Source organism: Bacteroides sp. An51A (genome assembly GCF_002161565.1).
GTDB classification, from domain to species: domain Bacteria; phylum Bacteroidota; class Bacteroidia; order Bacteroidales; family Bacteroidaceae; genus Phocaeicola; species Phocaeicola intestinalis.
The window spans coordinates 153047-172587 of sequence record NZ_NFIC01000005.1; the positions used below are offsets into that span (position 1 = coordinate 153047).

General features: G+C 48.3%; 13 protein-coding genes. 3 read left to right on the forward strand and 10 right to left on the reverse strand.

Features of this window, described 5'->3' with window-relative positions; all coding sequences use genetic code 11:
* Positions 1–104: 104 nt before the first annotated feature.
* The 6 genes from B5G04_RS11195 to B5G04_RS11220 form a co-directional block, all read right to left on the reverse strand.
* Positions 105–1358, reverse strand: coding sequence for a hypothetical protein (locus tag B5G04_RS11195; protein ID WP_087397216.1), 1254 nt, complete (start codon positions 1356–1358; stop codon positions 105–107).
* A gap of 127 nt (positions 1359–1485) precedes the next feature.
* Positions 1486–3144, reverse strand: coding sequence for an AMP-binding protein (locus B5G04_RS11200; protein WP_022040198.1), 1659 nt, complete (start codon positions 3142–3144; stop codon positions 1486–1488).
* Between the two features lie 252 nt (positions 3145–3396).
* Positions 3397–4374 (reverse strand): dihydroorotate dehydrogenase-like protein, encoded by a 978-nt coding sequence (locus B5G04_RS11205; protein ID WP_022040199.1) that lies wholly within the window; start codon positions 4372–4374, stop codon positions 3397–3399.
* A gap of 44 nt (positions 4375–4418) precedes the next feature.
* The gene (locus B5G04_RS11210; RefSeq protein ID WP_022040200.1) at positions 4419–5087 is read right to left on the reverse strand and encodes a YggS family pyridoxal phosphate-dependent enzyme; all 669 of its coding nucleotides are present in this window, start codon (positions 5085–5087) and stop codon (positions 4419–4421) included.
* Between the two features lie 114 nt (positions 5088–5201).
* On the reverse strand, positions 5202–5684 hold the full coding sequence (locus B5G04_RS11215) for a DUF4494 domain-containing protein (RefSeq protein ID WP_087207283.1): 483 nt from the start codon (positions 5682–5684) through the stop codon (positions 5202–5204).
* 186 nt (positions 5685–5870) lie between these two features.
* The gene (locus B5G04_RS11220; protein ID WP_087397218.1) at positions 5871–7106 is read right to left on the reverse strand and encodes a fucose isomerase; all 1236 of its coding nucleotides are present in this window, start codon (positions 7104–7106) and stop codon (positions 5871–5873) included.
* A 479-nt stretch (positions 7107–7585) separates the two neighbouring features.
* Between B5G04_RS11220 and B5G04_RS11225 the strand changes: the two genes are divergently transcribed.
* Positions 7586–8788, forward strand: coding sequence for a pyridoxal phosphate-dependent aminotransferase (locus B5G04_RS11225; protein WP_022040203.1), 1203 nt, complete (start codon positions 7586–7588; stop codon positions 8786–8788).
* 2 nt (positions 8789–8790) lie between these two features.
* Complete coding sequence (locus B5G04_RS11230; RefSeq protein ID WP_087397220.1) at positions 8791–10041, forward strand: ABC transporter permease; 1251 nt, start codon at positions 8791–8793, stop codon at positions 10039–10041.
* Positions 10042–10184: 143 nt separating this feature from the next.
* Here B5G04_RS11230 and B5G04_RS11235 read toward each other — a convergent pair whose 3' ends face one another.
* The 4 genes from B5G04_RS11235 to B5G04_RS11250 all read right to left on the reverse strand — a co-directional run bounded on the left by B5G04_RS11235 (position 10185) and on the right by B5G04_RS11250 (position 17532).
* Positions 10185–12497 carry a DUF2264 domain-containing protein gene (locus B5G04_RS11235; protein WP_143270463.1) on the reverse strand — a complete coding sequence of 771 codons (2313 nt, stop codon included), beginning with the start codon at positions 12495–12497 and terminating at the stop codon, positions 10185–10187.
* Positions 12498–12616: 119 nt separating this feature from the next.
* Entirely contained in the window at positions 12617–13897 is a 1281-nt protein-coding gene (locus tag B5G04_RS11240; RefSeq protein WP_087250915.1) for a BNR repeat-containing protein, read from the reverse strand.
* Positions 13898–13917: 20 nt separating this feature from the next.
* Positions 13918–16416: an alpha-L-arabinofuranosidase C-terminal domain-containing protein gene (locus B5G04_RS11245; protein WP_087397223.1), complete on the reverse strand. Its 2499-nt coding sequence runs from the start codon at positions 16414–16416 to the stop codon at positions 13918–13920.
* 90 nt (positions 16417–16506) lie between these two features.
* Positions 16507–17532: a glycoside hydrolase family 43 protein gene (locus tag B5G04_RS11250; RefSeq protein ID WP_022040208.1), complete on the reverse strand. Its 1026-nt coding sequence runs from the start codon at positions 17530–17532 to the stop codon at positions 16507–16509.
* 364 nt (positions 17533–17896) lie between these two features.
* Here B5G04_RS11250 and B5G04_RS11255 point away from each other — a divergent pair, with 364 nt between their 5' ends.
* Positions 17897–19534, forward strand: coding sequence for an ATP-binding protein (locus B5G04_RS11255; RefSeq protein ID WP_087397361.1), 1638 nt, complete (start codon positions 17897–17899; stop codon positions 19532–19534).
* Positions 19535–19541: the final 7 nt, after the last annotated feature.

Below are 19541 nucleotides of genomic sequence, written 5' to 3' on the forward strand. Positions count from 1 at the left end.
CTTTTTCTCTTGTTTCTTTTTTGTTTTTGCAAAAATAGCGAATTATTGTTGAATTCCTATTATTTGTAGCAGAAAGATGTAGTTTTGTTTGGAATGTGTTGCATTTAGAATAGAACGATACCGGCTTCGAAAGTCCCTTTGTGGTCTAAGGTGTGTCCCTTGCTATACGGGCGTGTCCAGGCATAGCCACCCGAGGCGAAGATGCCCAGTCTTTTCGTTATGCGGAACTCCAGATTCAGGCGTGGTTGAAGGGCATAAGTCCGTGCAGGATATCCTTTGTGTTTGTTATCAAGTGTTTCGATGTGGTAAAATCCAGCATCGGCACTGATTTCCAACAGGCGGCAAAGCGGGAGGTATATACCGGCGCGGTAGAAAGCAGAAGCCGAGAGATCGTGGTCAAGATCGAAGTACCATGCACCTCCGCCCAGTTCGGTGTAAGTGAACCGGTTCTTGAAGCGCACCGCCACGTTTGCTTTATTCAAGTTCCCGCTCGAAACTATCAGCTGAATGTGTGTGTGTGGTGAAATATTGATGCACCCTATCTGGTGAGCAAGGCTGTCTGAGCTGAGGTTGAAAAAGCCCAGTTGCAGGCTTTTGTGACCATGGCTGGAGATATTGGCTATTCCCAGCTGTACTCCTTTGTTTTCAGCACTGTAGTTTCCCAGACCTAGTTGCACGCCTTGGTTCGTGACCGCTACATTACCTAACATTGCTAGTTGTACGCCTTGGTTGGCACTGCCCACTACATTCAGTAAAGAGGTGAGTTGCATACCGCGTATGGTGTCTTTACAAGCATTCATCAGTCCTCCCAACATCAGTCCGTTTTGGTCTTGTCCGGTAATATTGGCTATTCCTGCAAGCTGCACTCCCGATGAATTTCCATTGCTCATATTCAGCAACCCGCTGAAAAGAATGCCGCGCGTGTTTCTTGCACTCATATTGCCAATGCCTGACAATGCGAATCCGTTTATCGTTCCTCCGTTTACATTGACCAGGCCGCCCAACACGATGCCGGATGTGTTCCTGCCCGTTACATTGGCAATGCCTGCCAGCTGGAATCCTGCAGCGTCCAACCCTGTGATATTGGTCAGTCCTGTTACCTGAAGACCTTTTGAATGGTGGTAGGTTACGCTGGACAAGGCGTTGATGCCCATACCGTTCAAGCATGGGTAGTTACTCAGTAGTCCAAGGTTGAAGTATGTGCGCGAAGGTTGCTTTTTCTGATTTGTAATGTTCAGTGCAAGGTGGATGCCCTTTTTCTGTCCTTTCTGGGTGCGTAGCTGGGCGTTTGCCGGCAGCACTGTGGCCATAAGCAGGCAGGTATATAAAATACCTGCCAATAGCGTGTTTGGTTTCATATAATTTGAATGTTGTCTATCACAGTATACAGTTGCGGAGAAAACCGGACGTTGAAAAATAAAAACCTCCGTGTGAATCTGCATACTCCGTGATGAGAATAAATGACATACATTGAATCCGTTCTCTTTACTTGACTTCCTGATACAGGAAACGCTTGATACTTTTCTTCGGGGTTTTCTCAAATTCCTCGGGATAGATGCGTACGGCGGCTATCTGCGAGTACGAAGGGAGGGCGGCGTTCAGCATCGTCCGGTTTTCTTCCATTTTTGCTTCAATGTCCTGGTCGGTCATCCCCTGAGCATAGGCAGCTTCAAAGTCAGGATATATCAAGGCTGCCAGCCGGTTGTCGCGTTGTTGGATGACGATGCATTCTGCTACAAACGGAAGGTTGTTCAGTTGTTCCTCGATTTCTTCCGGGTAGATGTTCTGTCCTGACGGACCGAGCAACATGTTCTTGCTCCGTCCCTTAATAAAGAGATTTCCTTCTGCATCGATGATGCCTAAATCGCCCGTGTGTAGCCATCCGTCCTTATCAATTGCCTGGGCGGTAGATTCGGGGTTCTTGTAGTAACCTAACATTACGTTGTCACCCCGCACCAGAATTTCGCCCACCGTATAATGTGGTTCGGGGCTATCGATACGTATTTCCATCCGTGGCGCAGCTTTTCCACATGAGCCTGGGCGGAATCGTTTCCAGTCTTCGTAACTAATGATGGGACCACATTCTGTCATTCCGTAGCCTACGGTGTAGGGGAAATCCAGCCCTTTCAGGAAAGTTTCCACTTCACTGTTGAAAGCGGCGCCGCCTACGATGATTTCGTAGAACTGTCCTCCGAATCCCTTCACCAGTTGTTCACGGATGGCTTCGTTTATCTTTCCGTTGATGATGGGGAGTTTCATGAGCATTTTCATCTTGAGTGTTTCAGTTTTTGGCTGTACACCTTTTTTGATGATTTTCTCGATGATGAGCGGCACGGCAATAACGATGTGGGGCTTCACGTCAGTAAATGCCTGAGCGATGATTTTCGGACTGGGCATACGCGTGAGAAAGAATACGTGGCACCCGGCGCATAACTCGTAAAGAAACTCGAAAGCCAACCCATACATGTGCGCCATAGGAAGCATTGACACTACGCGGTTACCCGGCTGGAGGGGAAGTACTTCGAAGGCGAACTGGGTGTTCGACCAAAGTGAGCGGTAGGGTAGCATAACTCCTTTTGAGAAGCTGGTAGTACCTGATGTGTAGTTGATTACTGCTAGTTCTTCTTCCGCATCGCGACGGTAGGTCACGTGTTCGCGGCGGAAATTGCGGGGATATTTCTTACCGAACAGTTCGTTCAAGTGCTCGCGTGCGTATTCCAGTTGTTTGCTCCGGCATACCAGCAGGGTGAAGTCGGTCATCAGAATGATGCCTTCCAGCCGGGGCATCTCAGCTTCGTTGAGGCTTTCCCATGCCATGTCACCCACAAAGAGCAGACGCGCGTCCGAATGGTTAACGATGTTATGGATATTGTCTGCCTTGAATTCGTGGAGGATAGGTACTGCCACTGCGCCGTAGGTCAGTGTGGCGAGGAATGCCACTCCCCAGTGCGAACTGTTCCTGCCGCAGATGGCCACCTTGTCGCCGGCCTGTATGCCGCTTTCCTTTAGCAGGATATGCAGCTTTTCTATTTTTCGTGCCAGATCCTTATATTGCAGGGTGGCACCTTTGTAATCGGTCAGCGCATCAAGGTCCCAGTTCGTTTTGATGCTCTGCTCTATGAGCGCTAAGAAACTTTTTTCCATAATTAGGGTATATTGGTTGCACAACTCGTGCGATATTGTGCAAATATATCCTTTTATTCTTACCTGTGCAATGATACGGGCGTTTTCTTTGCAAAATATGTGTTTCCCTGCGTCATCGTGACTTCAAGCATTTTGATGAACATAAGTGAGTTGGCCGTTTCACATAAGTAAGTCGGGCGTTTCACATAAGTGAGTCAGTCTTATCACTTATGTTCGTTTAAGGGGGCTTTTGACGATTTGTCCTGAATTTATTTATTCGTGGTGTTCGCTGTAATATTTCATAAATTGCGTGCGCTCGAAAGGATTGATGTCGCCTGCCACTTGTGCGTTGAGTTTGCCTTTGTATTGCGCCAGCGTATCAAAACCTTTGTTGTCCATCCATTGTGACAATTCATCAAGCATGGTAGCGATGACAGGGGTACCATGACGGTATACAGCCGTGCAGACTTCAGCGGCTGCAGCTCCTGCCAAGATTGACTTAGCGAGGCATTTCCCGTTGTGTACGCCTCCTGATATGGCGTAGTCTAGTTGGGGTACGGCAGCGGAAGCTATAGCGGTCCAACGCAGGCGGGAGGCTAGTTCGCCCGGCTGGCTCATCACATCGGTGCTACCGATGGTAAGTCGGTCGATGTCGATGTCGGGCTGGTAGAGCCTGTTGAATAAAACCACGGCATCTGCACCGTTAGCGTAGAGTTGGTCGATAAGAGTTACGGGATTGGTGAAGTTGTTTCCCAGTTTCATGATGACAGGTATTTTCACTTCCTTCTTCACACGGCGTAGAATGTTAAGGTGACGTTGTTCGAAGCTGCCGGGGATGTAGTTCTTTTCGGTCTGTAGAGCGAGAATGTTGATTTCCAAAGCATCGGCGCCTGCCTGCTCCATCAGCACGGCAAAGTTGGTCCACTCCTGATCGCTGTAACAGTTGATGCTGGCTATAACGGGAATGGTGCAATGTTTTTTTGTTTCTTTCAGGAGGCTTATGTGCGCATCAAGCATGTGCGAACGGACGTAGGTGTTCAGATAATCGTCGGCTTCGGGTGAGCCATATCCATGAAGAGTTCCAGTCTGGGCATGGATTTGTTCTTCGAATACCGATTTCAGTACAACGGCTGCCGCACCAGCATTTTCCAGTTGTTTGATTTTGTCGGGGGTGTCGGTCAGTCCCGAACTGCTGATGATAACGGGGTTTTTCAGTTTCAGTCCCGCAAATGTGGTTTTCAGGTTTGCCATGGCTTTGTATAATTAGGTTAATGGATTGTTGGCAAGTTGTCAACTTAATAAACTCTTTCTCCGAATATTTTGGTGCCTACCCGCACCAGGGTTGTACCGTTTCGGAGAGCGATTTCATAATCGTGCGACATACCCATCGAGACTTCCTTAAAAGTCGGTTCTTCGGCGAAAAAAGCCTGTTTCCATTCATCGAACAAGTCTTTCAGGGTATGAAACTCGTGTGCTATCTGTTCCTCATCATCGGTGTTGGTCGCCATTCCCATCACACCGGCTATGCGGACGTGGTCCAGTTTTTTCCATTCACCTGCTTCCAGCATTTCCCGGCAAGCCTGGGGGGTGAATCCGTACTTGCTTTCTTCGCGTGCAATATGTATTTCGAGCAGACAGGGGATGACACGGTTATATTTTGCTGCCTGCTTGTTGATTTCCGCCAGCAGCTTATACGAGTCTACGGCTTGTATCAGGGCGATGTAAGGAGCGATATATTTCACCTTGTTGGTTTGCAGGTGCCCGATGAAATGCCATTCGATGTCATTGGGCAGTGTTTTCTGTTTTTCTGCCAGTTCTTGTTCCTTGCTTTCACCGAAGATGCGTTGCCCTGCTTCGTAGGCTTCGCGGATGGCTTCGGCGGGATGGAACTTGGATACCGCCACTAGCCGTACGCCGTCGGGCAGTTCGGCAAGCACGTTTCGTAAATTTGTCTGGATGTCCATAAATAGATACGTTTATTAGAGTTTGTACGTTTTTTAGTTTTTAAGCTGAAGTATGTCAAAACTGATAAACTTACAAACTCAAAAACTAAAAAACAGGACATTTATAGGTCGTTTTTATCTTTTGTCAGCATCGGGAAACTCTGGCTTCACGTCAGGCTCTGCCGAGTAAGGGTATACATCCATGATAGCAGTTTCGGCGATGGATGCGATGACGTAATCCGCCATAGTGCCTTTCATGCCTTCATCGAGTTTTTTCACGGCATCGCGCAGGTCGGCCGCTTGTACCAGCATGTTGGCGGATGTTTTCTTTTCCGCTCCGCTCTTTTCGTCAAGGGTGATAAAATAGAGCTTGCACTTGAACCAGCGGTCGGCGGCTTCTTCTTCAGAAGGGAAAAGTTCGCTGTAGTTTGCCCGCTTGATGTCGGCAACGGTAAATTCTCCACTGATGAACGGGGTTATTTCTTCGATGATGCGTGATTCGGCTTCTGTGAAGCTCAGCGCATCGACCAGATAGGGTTCTGTTACTTTCTTGTTCATGCCATTTTCTGCCACTTTCTCGTAGCGGATTTTGCATTCGAACCAATTATGCATCATAATTTATGTCTTTTTTCTGTTTTGAAGATGAATATATTTGTTTTCTTTTCGTGCAAAGGTACGCATAAATTTGATACGGTAATGCTTGGCGGGGTGTAAATTTATGGGTTGACGGAGTATCGGTTGGCAAGTTGACCAGGTTTTGGATAGCATTCAGAACCTTGTCAACCGATACCCTGTCTGCTGTGTTTAATCCCTCAGTTTACACCGGTTTTGTTGCATGAACTCCTGTATTATGTCGCAATAGTTCCCTTGAATGAGGATGTGGTGATTGCCCAGCGGATTTCTCAGGAAATACTCTACAGGCTTGCCCAGTTTTACCAGCAGTTGTGTGCGGCATAAAGAGATGATGTTGGTGTTTTCGGTCAGGTAGCCGGGCGACACATAATATTCGTCCAGACATTCGCTTCCACATTTGAATACGGTTACTTCTCCTTCGTGGAGGATGCCTTGTACAGCGATGCCCTTTTCGGTGTCGAAATGACTTCGGAGGATGAACCGTTCGGCCATTTTTGTACCGATGGTGTCGTGTGCCAACAATACTTCGTTCTTTCCAACATCGATGAACGATGGATTGGCGATGAAGCCCTGTTGTCCGGTCAGCACTTTCACCATCAGCAGAGTCATGATGGCTTGCAGGTCGCCTTCACTTCCGGCTGGTATGTCTTCATCATTCAAGAGTGCCACCGCCAGGCAGCCCGTACTTTTTAAATCCTGATACATCGAGAAACTGGAAAGGGTCACGGCATCCAGCTGGTATTTTTCGCATACTTGCTTGGTAGCATAATACAGACGCATTTCCCGGAGCAGGTCTTCAGGGGTGGTGTCTTGGCAGGCTTGGGCTCTGTTGGCAAGTATCGAGGCTTCCACGCCTACTTCTTCATCGGTGATGCCGTAATAGAGCTTGTACACTTCTTCGGCCGGTATGTCAATAAAGTTTACTCCCCACCGGCGGTTGGTCAGCAGATAGTCGGCATGACTTGCCACTAGCCACGGGGCAGGTGTTCCTATCAGTCCGATGCGCTTTCCTTTCAGCTTGTGTTTGGCGGCAAAAGCCTGGTAATGAAACAATACTTGACGTACCATGTCGGATACTTTTCCGTAAATGATAGTCGCCCGCATGTCTTTGGTCCTTATCCAAGCTGCTATTTCGAGGGCTGCTGCCAGCGAATTGTTCTGTCCGTCGCTCAATATGGTGATGGGATAGGGGAATATGCTGAAGTTGCGGATTACGACATCTGCCACACATCCGTCGGCGATGAAAGGCATCTTGTAGGCTCCTGCCGGAATGTGGTCTACTTCGGTGTAGGGTACCAGATGGAGGGTGAAATGCTTCTCTAATGCCATGAAAAGTTCTTGATGGCACTTGTAAATTTGTTCCGCGCGGTAGTCTTCAGATGTGAATATGAGCAAATATAAATCCATAATCGTTAAGTTAAAACAGAAGAGATTATTAACGTGGACGAATATAGGGCTTTTTCCTGATAAGCGGGCAAACGGGCAAGGGCTTTTTATGTTTTTTGATAGAGTTTAGTGTCCTTTTATTCGAGGGCAGAAGTGAACTGCCTTTTTCTTTTTGAGGGGATACCTTTATCGTTTCAGTTGTCTTCATGGGCTGTAGCAACCAACTGAAATGCCTTATGAAGATATCTTCGTTTTGCACGCAGATAACTTCGTTTGGTGTAAGATTAATAATCTTCCGCTTGTAAGATTAATAATCTTGCAGCCTGAAGATTATTAATCTTACGGCGAATGATCCTTTATGTATAATGGGGCGGATACGGGTGTTCTTGTATTCAGTATTCAACCTCTTCCTGTCTAAAAAATAAAAAAACACGGTGTCTTTGTGTCTCTGTGTTCAAAAATAACTATCTTTGCGAGCACATTTAATAAAATTTGTATTTATGCCACATATATCCATCAGAGGAACAGAAATGCCCGAGTCGCCTATCCGGAAATTGGCGCCGTTGGCAGAAGCTGCGAAAGCGAGAGGAATCCACGTCTATCACCTGAACATTGGTCAGCCAGACCTTCCTACCCCGCGAGCGGCCCTTGATGCGATTCGCCATATCGACCGCACGGTGCTGGAGTATAGTCCGAGTCAGGGATATCGCAGCTATCGCGAGAAGCTGGTAGGCTATTACAAGAAATACGATATCCATTTGGATGCCGATGATATTATCGTCACCACAGGCGGGTCGGAAGCCGTATTGTTTGCTTTTCTGAGCTGTCTGAATCCGGGCGACGAAATCATTGTGCCCGAGCCGGCGTATGCCAATTACATGGCTTTTGCCATATCAGCAGGGGCGGTAATCCGTACGGTGACTACTACCATCGATGAAGGTTTTTCGTTGCCCAAGGTGGAGAAGTTCGAAGAGCTGATTAATGAACGGACCAAAGGCATTTTGATATGCAATCCCAATAATCCGACCGGTTATCTTTATACACGTCGCGAGATGAACCAAATTCGTGACCTGGTGAAGAAATACGACCTATTTCTTTTTTCCGATGAAGTGTATCGCGAGTTTATTTATACCGGCTCTCCTTATATCTCTGCCTGTCACCTGGAGGGGATTGAGCAGAACGTGGTACTGATAGACTCGGTATCGAAACGCTATTCGGAGTGTGGCATCCGTATCGGTGCGTTGATTACGAAGAATGAAGAAGTGCGTAAGGCGGTGATGAAGTTCTGTCAGGCACGCTTGAGTCCTCCGCTCATCGGGCAGATAGCAGCCGAGGCTTCGCTCGACGAACCTGAAGAATATGCACGGGAAACGTACGATGAATACGTGGAACGCCGTAAATGTCTGATAGACGGGTTGAACCGCATACCGGGCGTATATTCTCCTATCCCGATGGGGGCATTCTATACCGTAGCAAAGCTTCCGGTGGATGATAGCGAGAAGTTCTGTGCATGGTGTCTGAGCGATTTCGATTACGAAGGCGAGACTGTGATGCTGGCTCCTGCTGCAGGGTTTTACACCACACCGGGGGCTGGAGTGAACGAGGTGCGTTTGGCATACGTCTTGAAGAAAGAAGACTTGCTCCGGGCGTTGTTTGTATTACGTAAGGCATTGGAGGCTTATCCCGGACGTGTAGACGACTAATCATGAACTGGAAGCTTTTCATAGCCCGCCGGATTTATCAGACCAAAGAAAAGGAAGGTGACCGGAATGTTTCGAAGCCTGCCGTACGCATTGCGATGGTGGGCATTGCCATCGGGCTTGCCGTGATGATTCTTTCGGTGGCAGTGGTTGTCGGCTTCAAGCATGAAGTGCGCGATAAGGTCATCGGGCTAGGGGCGGATATTCTGGTAACCAGTCTGGATGTAGTACAGTCGTATCAAGTCACTCCCGTGGTAGGTGACGATAGTCTGATATCGGCATTGGGAAAGATGCCGGGGGTAAAACATGTGCAGCGCTATGCCACCAAGCCGGGTATGATTATGACTTCCGATAATTTTCAGGGAATCGTATTGAAAGGTATCGGGCAAGAATATGACACGACGTTCATCCACCGTCATTTGCAGGAAGGGCATATTCCCGCTTTTACCGATTCGGTTTCTTCCAATCAGGTGTTGGTTTCGAAAACGATAGCCGACCGTCTGGGGGTGAGAGTGGGAGACAAACTTTATACATATTATTTGGAAAACAATATTCGTGCCCGTCGGCTGACCGTAGCTGGTATCTATCAAACTAATTTTTCTTCATACGACGACCTTTTCCTGCTGACCGACCTTCGCACGGTGGAGCGGCTGAACAATTGGGAGCCTGGGCAGGTGGGTGGCTTGGAAATACAGGTGACCGATTATGACTTGCTAGATGAAACAAACGGGTATATACTGTCTTCACTCGATAAGAAGACCGACAAGTATGGAGGTCGTTATTATGCACAAACCATTGAAGAGGTATATCCGCAAATTTTCGCATGGCTCGACCTGCTTGACATCAACGTATGGGTTATTCTGGTCTTGATGGTTGGTGTGGCGGGTTTCACAATGATTTCAGGGTTGCTTATCATTATTCTGGAACGTACCAACATGATTGGTGTGCTGAAGGCATTGGGTGCAGACAATACTGCTATCCGTAAGGTTTTCCTTTCGTTTGCCGTGTTCCTTATCCGGAAAGGGATGTTGTGGGGAAATGTCATTGCCCTGACCTGTTGTGCCGTGCAGTATTTTTTCCGTCCTGTCAGGCTCGACCCTGCGGTGTATTACATCGATGCCGTCCCTATAGAGTTGAATCTATGGATATGGTTGTTACTTAATGCCGGTACGCTGGTAGTATCGGTTCTGATGCTGGTGGGACCTTCTTACCTGATTAGCCGTATCCATCCGGCACGTTCCATCCGTTTCGAATAATATATATGGTGTACGGTAATTGTCTCATGGCATACAGATGACCCGGAAAGGCATAGAGAAACACAGAAGAGTAAATGAAAATCTGTGTCCGTCTATGCCTTTCCGGGTCATTTGCCTGTTATGATGGTTGACATGTCTCCCAATCAATAAAGGTCTCTTGTTACGATGTCATCGCTCCAATGATGGTCCTTCGGGAAGGGTTGGCCGCTCCATGCTTTCTTGCTGGTCCAGTCTTGCGGAGCATCTGTCCAGAAGGCATCGCTTGCCGGAAGTCCCAGCGGAAGGAAGGCGAGCGAGGTCATATACAAGCTTCCGTTATTCGTGTACCAGTCGGCTACGTTAGGTTGGCGTCCGGTAAATCCGATGGTAAGGAATCCGCCTTCATTAAAGTTATCCCCATTGGCAAACATACGCTTCAGTACGGCAGTAAGTCCGCAACGCACTTGGGCTGGAGTGACACTGGCTGGTAATTCACGGTACCATGCCATCAGAGCCAAAGGTTGCATCGTAGCCATGCGGTAAGGGATAGAACGGCCGAAGACAGGGAAGGTTCCTTCGGGCGAGATAAACCGTTCCAGTACCAGGCTGTACTTTTGCGCACGCTTCAGTGCACGGCGGTAATACTTCGGATAGTCAAGGCGTGAATGCTTATTGGCGTCAATCAGTGCATCAAGGGTTTCGAGGTACATAGGATGGAATACATAGCTGCTATAATAGTCGAAGGCGAATGAAGGTCCGTCGGCATACCAGCCGTCGCCTGTATACCATTCTTCTACCTTGCGGATGGCAGAATTGATGCGGTAGATATCAAAAGGTGCACCGGCCTTGGCGAGGAAACTCTCGATAGTAGCTGAGAAGAGCAGCCAGTTGGTATAAGGCGGGTCGATACGCCGAAGCTGGGTAAACTCTTCGATGTAACGTTTCTTTGTGGTTTCATCAAGTGGCATCCAAAGCTGGTCGAAGGCACGGAGGAAACTTTCTGCCACGTATGCGGCATCCACTAGCGGCTGACCTTCGTTGCGCCATAAGAGATAGTCGGGCGAATCAGGGTCGACTGCATGAACGTAGCTCTGCAATGCCCATTCACGCAACTGCTTGCGCATGGCTCCTTCTTCGGTCTCATCATCGGGCAGGGCAAGCCATGGGGCAATGCCTGCCATCAGGCGTCCGAAACATTCCATATAAGTGACTCGCTTGTCGCGTCCGTCCCAGGTAGGACTGACTTCCACTTGCATGTTTTTCTGCAGCTCTCCTTTTGCCATGTTGCTTAATACAGGAGCTGCCATGTCATAAGCCAGCTTACACCAGTAAGCACGGTCGGGCTGGCTTCCAGCTTCCAGATAGCGTACGTACTCGCATGCCGCCAGCAGGAAAGCTCCTACACCGAAATTGGCGGTAGACTTGGCATCGACCACCTGTCCGGGTATCGCCTTTTCACCAATGGGTTGCACGTAACCTACTGAACCGTCTTTTTGTAATGCGGTTTCTGATAGATACGTCCATGCCTTGCTAATGACAGGCATGTAGGTGGTTTCGTCTAGATAACCATGGTTTACTCCCCATAATAGTCCGTAGGTAAAGAAAGCTGTACCGCTGGTCTCAGGTCCGGGAGCATGTTCGGGGTCCATCATGCTGCGTGTCCAGTATCCTTCGGGTTGTTGGATTGCTGCTACCGCTTGTGCCATCTTCTGGTATTTTTCTATAAAGAACCTGCGGTGTGCATAGTCGGCGGGTAAGTCCTTTAACACTTTCGCCAGTCCGGTCAATACCCATCCGTCGCCCCGTGCCCAAAAGTCTTTTTTCCCATTCAGGCTTTTATGTTTGGGATAGACGTATTTAGCATCGCGGTAATACAGGTTCTCTTCGGGGTCGAACATGATACTGTCTGAGTAGGAGATGTATTCGTACAGCTTGTCCAAGTACAGTGGGTTATGGGTCAGCTTGTAGAGTTTGGTCATGACGGGCATCACCATGTACAGTCCGTCGCTCCACCACCAGTAGTCATGCCGGGGGGTACTCATTTCATATTCCATTACCTCACGGGCGCGGCGTATCTTCCGGTCGTCTGGGTCGAGTTGGTATAGGTCGATGTAAGTTTGGAAACACACTTGCCAGTCACCGAAGAGCACATACTCATCAGTCTCGCCATACGAATATTTCCATGTGGAGCGGTTGTTGCTTTTTGCTCCTTTCCATTCATTATGTGTAGCCCATGCTTCGGAATAAGCTCGATAAGCAGGGTTTCCGGTCAGGTAATAAGCTTCCATATTGCCAGTATGGTAGGCGGCATTGTCCCAAAAGGCACGTACTTCGGGCGGATTTTCCGCTTGCCAGTGCTGATTCACTTTGTCGATAATTTGGCGCACCTTCTCTGCCTCAGAGGGCTTGGCGAAAGCGCAAGTAAGGGGTAAGAGGGCGAGTAGGCATGCCCTAGCCAACAGGTAAAGTTTTTTCATGGGTCTTATTATTTTTATGGTTAGTGTTTGATTGAGGTATCGGTTGACAAGAAGACAAGGTCTTAAATGCTTGCTTGAAGTTTTTTACACTCGTCTGCTTGTCAACTTGTAGCCTGCGTTCATTCCAATTCCAGTACATATACCGGTGTAGGAGCCTGGTCGACGGTTTTCTCTCCATCACCCTGGTAGGTGACCTGTACGAAGAGATGCAATTGTTTCCGGCTTTTCCAAAGCTCAGTGTCCAGGCTTGGTTCCCAGGCTTCTACCGGAAAGTCGGTCAGGTCTTTCACTTGCCAGTCATCTTGCTTCAAATCATCGGTGTATGCCATCGAGACTTTGCTTCCTCTTTCTGCATCACGGAAAATAAAGTAAGCCTTGTTTCCGTCTACTACAATGCGCGGGCGTGAAACCGGAATCATCTTGGTTCCTCCACCTTTCAGGGAAAAGGCCAGCTTGCGATGCATCACTTCACGCATGTTCCAGCGGGTACCGTCGTTCCATACCACTCGGTATTGCGGTACTTCCGAGGTGGCATCACGCCAATAAGTGACGATGTAAGGATGTCCTTCGGCATCGGTACACATGCTGGTCTGGTTTATCAGTTCACTGTTCTGAGGAATATGCCAGGCACATTCGGCATTTGATTCGCGGATGGGTAGGGTATATGCATCTCCTGTCGACTTGTACCAGGTTTTTCCTTTGTCGGGCGAATAGGCATAACACAGGTCATGGTTGGTTTCTACCATCCAGGTTTCGCGCCATACCCACGAGAGGTGTATTGTGCCTTTCGTATCTACATAGAGTTGCCAGTAAGCATTACGCTTGCCTTCACCGTCAATCAGGACATCCTGTATCCGTTCCCACCGGCGTGTCGTCACGTCGTATAGGTTCATGATAAGATTGCCTCGTCCCGATGCTCCGGAGCGATAGACGAATATCAAGTTCCCATCGGGCATACGGTAAAACTCCGGATAAGTCACGTCTTGTTCATCCGTACCCGTCATGGATTCCTTGTCACCTAGTTCCAGCGAGCCGGGTTTTATGCTTCGGCAATAATTGAGCGGATGCCCGTGATGGTCGAAGGCTACATGCAGGTATCCTTTTCCGTCCACCATCAGGCTGATGATGTTGTGTGCGTCTTCCACATTTCCCTTATATTGGGAACGGTGCAAAGTCCATTCGGTATCACCCAGTGTACGTTTGCCCAGCATCAGGTATCCGTCGGGGGCGTAATAGGCGATGTATTGCGTATTGCCTTGGGTCACCAGCGAATTGTTGCGGAACACCGTGGTGTTGACCGATGTATTGCTATATCCTTCGCCTACCCTCACCAACTGCTGGGCACAGATGGTGCTGGAGACGAAAAGAAGTATCCACAAAATGAATGTTTGCTGTTTCATGATTTCATTTACATTTACCATTATTTCTCGGTTCCCATCGGGATACGGATGACGTTCAGCGAGTATGCTGGCATTTGGTATGCGAATGCATTGTTTACCTCCAGCGTACTTTCTGTAGGTTTTGCCTGTTTGTCATCAGGCTTGCCTGAAAGCATGTACAAGGTTGCCGTTTTTCCATCAATACCTGCCGGAAGGTTTACTTGGGTATTTACCGCTACAGGCAAGAGGTTGACTAGCTTCACGATGATATCTCCTGTGCGGCTATCACGTACTACCGATGAGGCGATGCGTTTATTCACATCAGCGCGTGGATTATCTGTACGGTTTTCCGAAGGCAAGTAACTGTCGCCTGTATGTTGTCCGTAAAGCAGCTGGGTATAATAGCCCACCGTAGGCTTCACTTCTTGGTTGTTGAAGTAAATCAGGTCAGGGTTCCATTGGGTGTGTCCTTCCTTTGCCAGCAGCGGAGCGTATGATGACATCTGTACTACATCGCCGTTCCGTTCTACCGAAGTGAGGTAAAGCGCTTCGGCAAGTGCTGTCTCGATGTTGTTGGGACGTCCAGGCAAGTGCGCGGCATACTCTCCCAGATAGACTTTCGGTTTCGAGCGGTCGTAGCGGTCGTAAAAGTCCTGGTTGTTGATAAACCATCCTGGTGTGTTGTAGTAATGTTCGTCCACCATCGGCACGTTGAGGCGAGTGGCAAGTTCCCAGCCTTCCTCATAGTCAGATCCTTCGTAGAATGGTCCTACCGTACCGATGACGGTCACTTCGGGATATTGTTTCTTTACAGCTTCGTATATCATCGTAAAGCGTTCCTCGAATATGTCGGTTATCAGGTCTTCGTTGCCGATGCCGATGTATTTCAGGTTGAACGGTTCGGGATGCCCGGCTTCGGCACGCATTTTTGCCCACTTGTTGGTTTGGGGATCACCGTTAGCATATTCAATCAGGTCAAGTATGTCTTGCACGTAGGCATCCATTTCTTCCATCGGGATACCTCCTTGCTGGCCTCCGCTCAAGAGCTTGCCCGGGATACATGCCGAGTTCTGGCAGGGTACGCCGGCAGCTACTACCGGAACGGGTTCGGCTCCCATATCCTCGCAGAACTGGAAATATTCGAAATAACCCAATCCGCGTGTCTGGTGATAACCCCATAAGTTGCGCAGAGGCTTGCGGGCTTCCAGCGGACCGATAGAACCTTTCCAGTCGTAAATGTTGGCAATACCGTTTCCATGAGCTACACATCCACCCGGAAAACGTACGAAACGTGGATGAAGGTCGGCTATAGCCTGTGCCAGGTCGGCACGAAGCCCGTTTGTATGCCCGTGGAACGTGTGCTGTGGGAAGAGCGAAATCATGTCCAGTTCATACGTACCGGCTTGCTGGGGTATCAGTGCCAGTGAGCCTGCATTGACATCTGCGTTCACCTTCAGCACTGCCTGTTGCTTCTTCCAGTTTGCCGAGGTGATTTTCACCGAAGTCCTTGCTACTTCTTTTCCGTCCTTATCCAGTAGCAGCACATGTATTTTGCCTCCCTTTTTGCCTGCAGGTATCCGTCCGAACAAAGAGAAGTCGTATTTTTCACCTTTCTTTAATACAATGCCGTCATAGCCTGTGTTTTTCAGCATTACTCCCGGCTGGTGTATGTCGAGTATGGCATAATGAGGATTGTTGGCGTGTATCGGTTCGCTACCGGCCTCTACTGTAAATTTTCCACCATCACCCTCCAGGGTCCAGGCATACGCTCCGTTCCATTCTTTCCGGTCGGCAGACGAATATTCGAAGTCCCGGTTCTGTATCAGCTCGGCATAAAGTCCTCCGTCGGCTCCATAGTTGATGTCCTCAAAAAATACACCTATTAATTTATCGCTGATGGGGCGTGCCTTGTCAGGATGTACATCTACTTGCAGGTTCACTTCTTTCAGTCCTGCAAAGCGTTCGGCATCTTGTACAGTCTGCTCACCTTCCATTCTTGCTTTATTGGCACGATAGCTTGCAAACCGAATCAGGTGATCCACTTCCGTCCAGGCGGCTTTCTGCACATAGCCTTGTTGCAGGGTACCTTCTACCCATACACTTGCAGGTTGCTCATGGCCGGCAGGAGTAAATTCCGGTTTTATTTGTCTTTCGTTCCCTTTTAGGAAATACGTCTGGCGTTTCCAGTCGGTCAGGTCGGCAGATGCTGCATGTGCCAGTTCTTTTCCCTCTTCGTTCAATTGCCATACGCAATGCCATTTGCCGTCTGTTCCCCGCATGAGATGTGGGCGAATCATTCTTTTTTCCGAGCCCCATGCTCCATAGTCGCTCTTTACATAGCCATAACCGTCGCCCACGCTGTACCAGCGTTCAGTATCCCGGCTCCACGCCAGTTTCAGTCCGCTACGTCCGGCATCAGAGGCTGTAGCATACGAGAAAATATAAACCGAGTCAAGCCGGTTTGCTACGTCTTGTGCATAAGACATATCCGGCAAAAAGCATAACGCTACCCCTAAAGCAGCCCAGTGTTTCCATTTCATGTTACCAAAAGTTTAAATTGTTTGACAGGTCTTTTCCTGCGAAGATACGGTTATTCCGGCAGAATTCCTAAGTAAACAGGCAAAAACTTGTCATTTGCCAAATACGTCCAATGTCCACTCTTTGCGCCAGGGAATCGTAACCTTTCCGTCCTTGAATACAATTGGAAGCCATACATAGCGCGAGTTGCGCAGATCCGTTTTGTTCCACCGGTCGAACATCGCGATATAAGCATCTTTCTTGCCGGCTACTGGCATTACGAATGTACTTTGGGCATAAAATGTCTTTTCGGCGTCCGGTCCTGTACACGGATTACCGATGGTTTTCCATTCACCCATAATGGAGTCCGCTACGGCTATTTCCGCCACATTCGGGTCCCAACCTGTACATCCCGATGTAATCAGATAATATTTTCCATCGTGCTTGAATACAGCCGGAGCCTCGCGCGACATGCCGATAAAGTTACGTGTAAAACGTCCCGAAGGTTTCAGATAATCATCGGTAAGGAGGCTGATATACATCGTTGCGTTGTTTTCCGAAGAATAAAACTGATAGGCACGTCCGTCATCGTCTACAAACACGGTCTGGTCGCGGCTCATCGCATCGTTGGGGCGGAAACTGCCTAAATAAGTAAATGTTCCCGTAGGCGAATCGGATACTGCTACACCGGCACTTGCCTTGCCATAGTCGGCACTGTCTACGTGCATCCACATCACAAACTTTCCCGTCTTTCGGTTATAGATAACCTTCGGGCGTTCCAATACCTTCGATGGATGCAGGTCGTGGTTAGGGTCATCTTTTACCGAAGGCAGTACGATACCCTCGAATTTCCAGTTCATCAGGTCTTTCGATGAATAACATCCCACTCCTGTCACATCCGTACGGTAGCATTCCCACGTAGCTCCTTCGGGCAAAATGGTCTTTCCTTTCTTGTATTCTCCATACCAATAGTATGTACCGTTGTGGTAAAGAATGCCTCCACCGTGTGCATTGATATAGTTTCCTTCCGTATCGTTCCATACTTCTCCAGGACGGAACTCTGTGTATTGTGCTTTACCCACCAGTGGGAAAGCCAGGAACAAGCTTATGATTCCAGCAATCAAAAATGTTTTTTTCATGGTCGTATGTTTTTTATAAAAAAATGTCACACAAAGATAGGTTTTCCCATTGAGAAAGTAAGGCAAAAAAATAAGCAAAAAAGATGGAAAAATCTGCAATCTGTATTTTTTGCCCCTGAATGTTCCATTAGAATGCGCAAATACATGGCGTGAGAATATCCGTAGGTGTAAACAGTCTCCAGGAAATGCTTCTTGGTAATTCCTGATTAGTCTGATTGCGTATATTCAGAAATAGTTTCGAATTTATTGTCCAAAGCGCATACGAAAACGAACACATCAAGCCAGGAAAAACTTTTTGTAGAAATTAAAAGCAGTTTCTAAAATATTCTCACTATTTTTGTGCTATACCAATAAGCCATACGATATGAAATACCCGATAGGCATCCAGAGCTTTGCACAGATAAGAGAGGACAACTACACGTATGTAGACAAAACCGCCCTGATATACCAGCTGGTATCAACAGGGAAGATTTATTTCCTCAGCCGTCCGAGGCGGTTCGGGAAAAGCCTGCTTGTGTCTACCCTGAAGAACTATTTCTCAGGTAGGAAAGAGCTGTTCAAGGGGCTTGCCATCGAGAAGCTGGAAACGGAATGGAGGGAATATCCCGTATTCCATATCGACTTCAACGGAAGCAATTTCACCGTTCCGGGAACGTTGGAAAAGAAACTGGAAGGATACATTGCCGGTTGGGAAGCCCAATACGGGAAAAGCACTTATCTGACGGATGTGGGAGACCGCTTTGCTTACGTGCTCAAACAAGCCCATGAGCAATCGGGAAGACGGTGCGTGGTGTTGATTGACGAATACGACAAGCCTATCCTGGACGTGCTTGATACGGGCATTAAGGGAGAACAGGAGGAAACGCTGCTGGAGGACCGGAACCGGGAAGTGCTGAAAGGATTCTATTCGGTATTCAAGGCTGCGGACGATGACCTGCAGTTCGTCTTGCTCACCGGAGTTACCAAGTTCTCGCAGGTAAGCGTGTTCAGCGGTTTCAACCAGCCTGCCGACATCAGCATGGACAGGCGGTACGAAGCCCTGTGCGGTATCACCCAGGAAGAACTGGAACACTACTTTGCCGGTCCGATAAGTGATATGGCAGACAGGGAAGGCATATCCAAGGAAGAGATGACCGGTCTGCTCAAACGCCAGTACGACGGATACCATTTCAGTGAAAAGATGACCGATGTCTACAATCCTTTCAGCCTGCTCAATGCTTTTGCTTCCGGCTCTATCCGTGATTACTGGTTCCGTAGCGGTACGCCTTCATACCTAATCCGCCTGCTTGCGCATACCGATGAGAACCTGGATGAACTGACCGGAAAATATTACGACCCGCAGGAATTTGTCGACTATAAGGCAAATGTAGAAAAACCGTTGCCGATGATTTACCAGAGCGGATACCTCACCATCAAAGATTATGATCGCGATTTCGGGACATTCCTGCTCGATTTTCCCAACAACGAAGTCAAGAAAGGATTTGTGGCATTGATTGCTTCAGATTATTTGAAGCCCCGGCAAGAAATGGGCAGTTGGGTGCGTAATGTGGTCCTATCTTTGCGCAGAGGAGAATTGGAGAAATTAAACAAGCTGTTCACCTCCTTCCTTGCCGACATCCCCTACACCATGCGTCGCAAGCAGGACGAGAGGGAAAGGGAGCGTTATTTCCACTATACGTTCTACCTGATATTCCGTTTGGTCAGCGTCTACACGGTCTATACCGAAAAGGAACAGAGTGAAGGACGGGTGGACTGCATCGTAGAGACACCCGATTACGTCTATATCTTCGAATTTAAGCTGGACGGTTCGGCAGATGAAGCCCTAAAGCAGATAGAAGAAAAAGGCTACGCACGCCCGTATGCTTCCGATAAAAGACCGGTATATAAAATAGGCGTCAGCTTTTCATCGGAAACCGGAGCCATTGACGGCTGGAAAGTGCAAAGCGAACGTTTCAAGCAGCATACCTTTTTCAATAATCTCCATAAACAAGAAATTCCATAAGAATATA

What these genes read in the sequence shown, in the direction of transcription:
- B5G04_RS11195 (WP_087397216.1), bottom strand. Translation starts at nt 1,358, where the DNA reads ATGAAACCAAACACGCTATTGGCAGGTATTTTATATACCTGCCTGCTT.
- B5G04_RS11200 (WP_022040198.1), bottom strand. Translation starts at nt 3,144, where the DNA reads ATGGAAAAAAGTTTCTTAGCGCTCATAGAGCAGAGCATCAAAACGAAC.
- B5G04_RS11205 (WP_022040199.1), bottom strand. Translation starts at nt 4,374, where the DNA reads ATGGCAAACCTGAAAACCACATTTGCGGGACTGAAACTGAAAAACCCC.
- B5G04_RS11210 (WP_022040200.1), bottom strand. Translation starts at nt 5,087, where the DNA reads ATGGACATCCAGACAAATTTACGAAACGTGCTTGCCGAACTGCCCGAC.
- B5G04_RS11220 (WP_087397218.1), bottom strand. Translation starts at nt 7,106, where the DNA reads ATGGATTTATATTTGCTCATATTCACATCTGAAGACTACCGCGCGGAA.
- B5G04_RS11225 (WP_022040203.1), top strand. Translation starts at nt 7,586, where the DNA reads ATGCCACATATATCCATCAGAGGAACAGAAATGCCCGAGTCGCCTATC.
- B5G04_RS11230 (WP_087397220.1), top strand. Translation starts at nt 8,791, where the DNA reads ATGAACTGGAAGCTTTTCATAGCCCGCCGGATTTATCAGACCAAAGAA.
- B5G04_RS11235 (WP_143270463.1), bottom strand. Translation starts at nt 12,497, where the DNA reads ATGAAAAAACTTTACCTGTTGGCTAGGGCATGCCTACTCGCCCTCTTA.
- B5G04_RS11240 (WP_087250915.1), bottom strand. Translation starts at nt 13,897, where the DNA reads ATGAAACAGCAAACATTCATTTTGTGGATACTTCTTTTCGTCTCCAGC.
- B5G04_RS11245 (WP_087397223.1), bottom strand. Translation starts at nt 16,416, where the DNA reads ATGAAATGGAAACACTGGGCTGCTTTAGGGGTAGCGTTATGCTTTTTG.
- B5G04_RS11250 (WP_022040208.1), bottom strand. Translation starts at nt 17,532, where the DNA reads ATGAAAAAAACATTTTTGATTGCTGGAATCATAAGCTTGTTCCTGGCT.
- B5G04_RS11255 (WP_087397361.1), top strand. Translation starts at nt 17,897, where the DNA reads ATGAAATACCCGATAGGCATCCAGAGCTTTGCACAGATAAGAGAGGAC.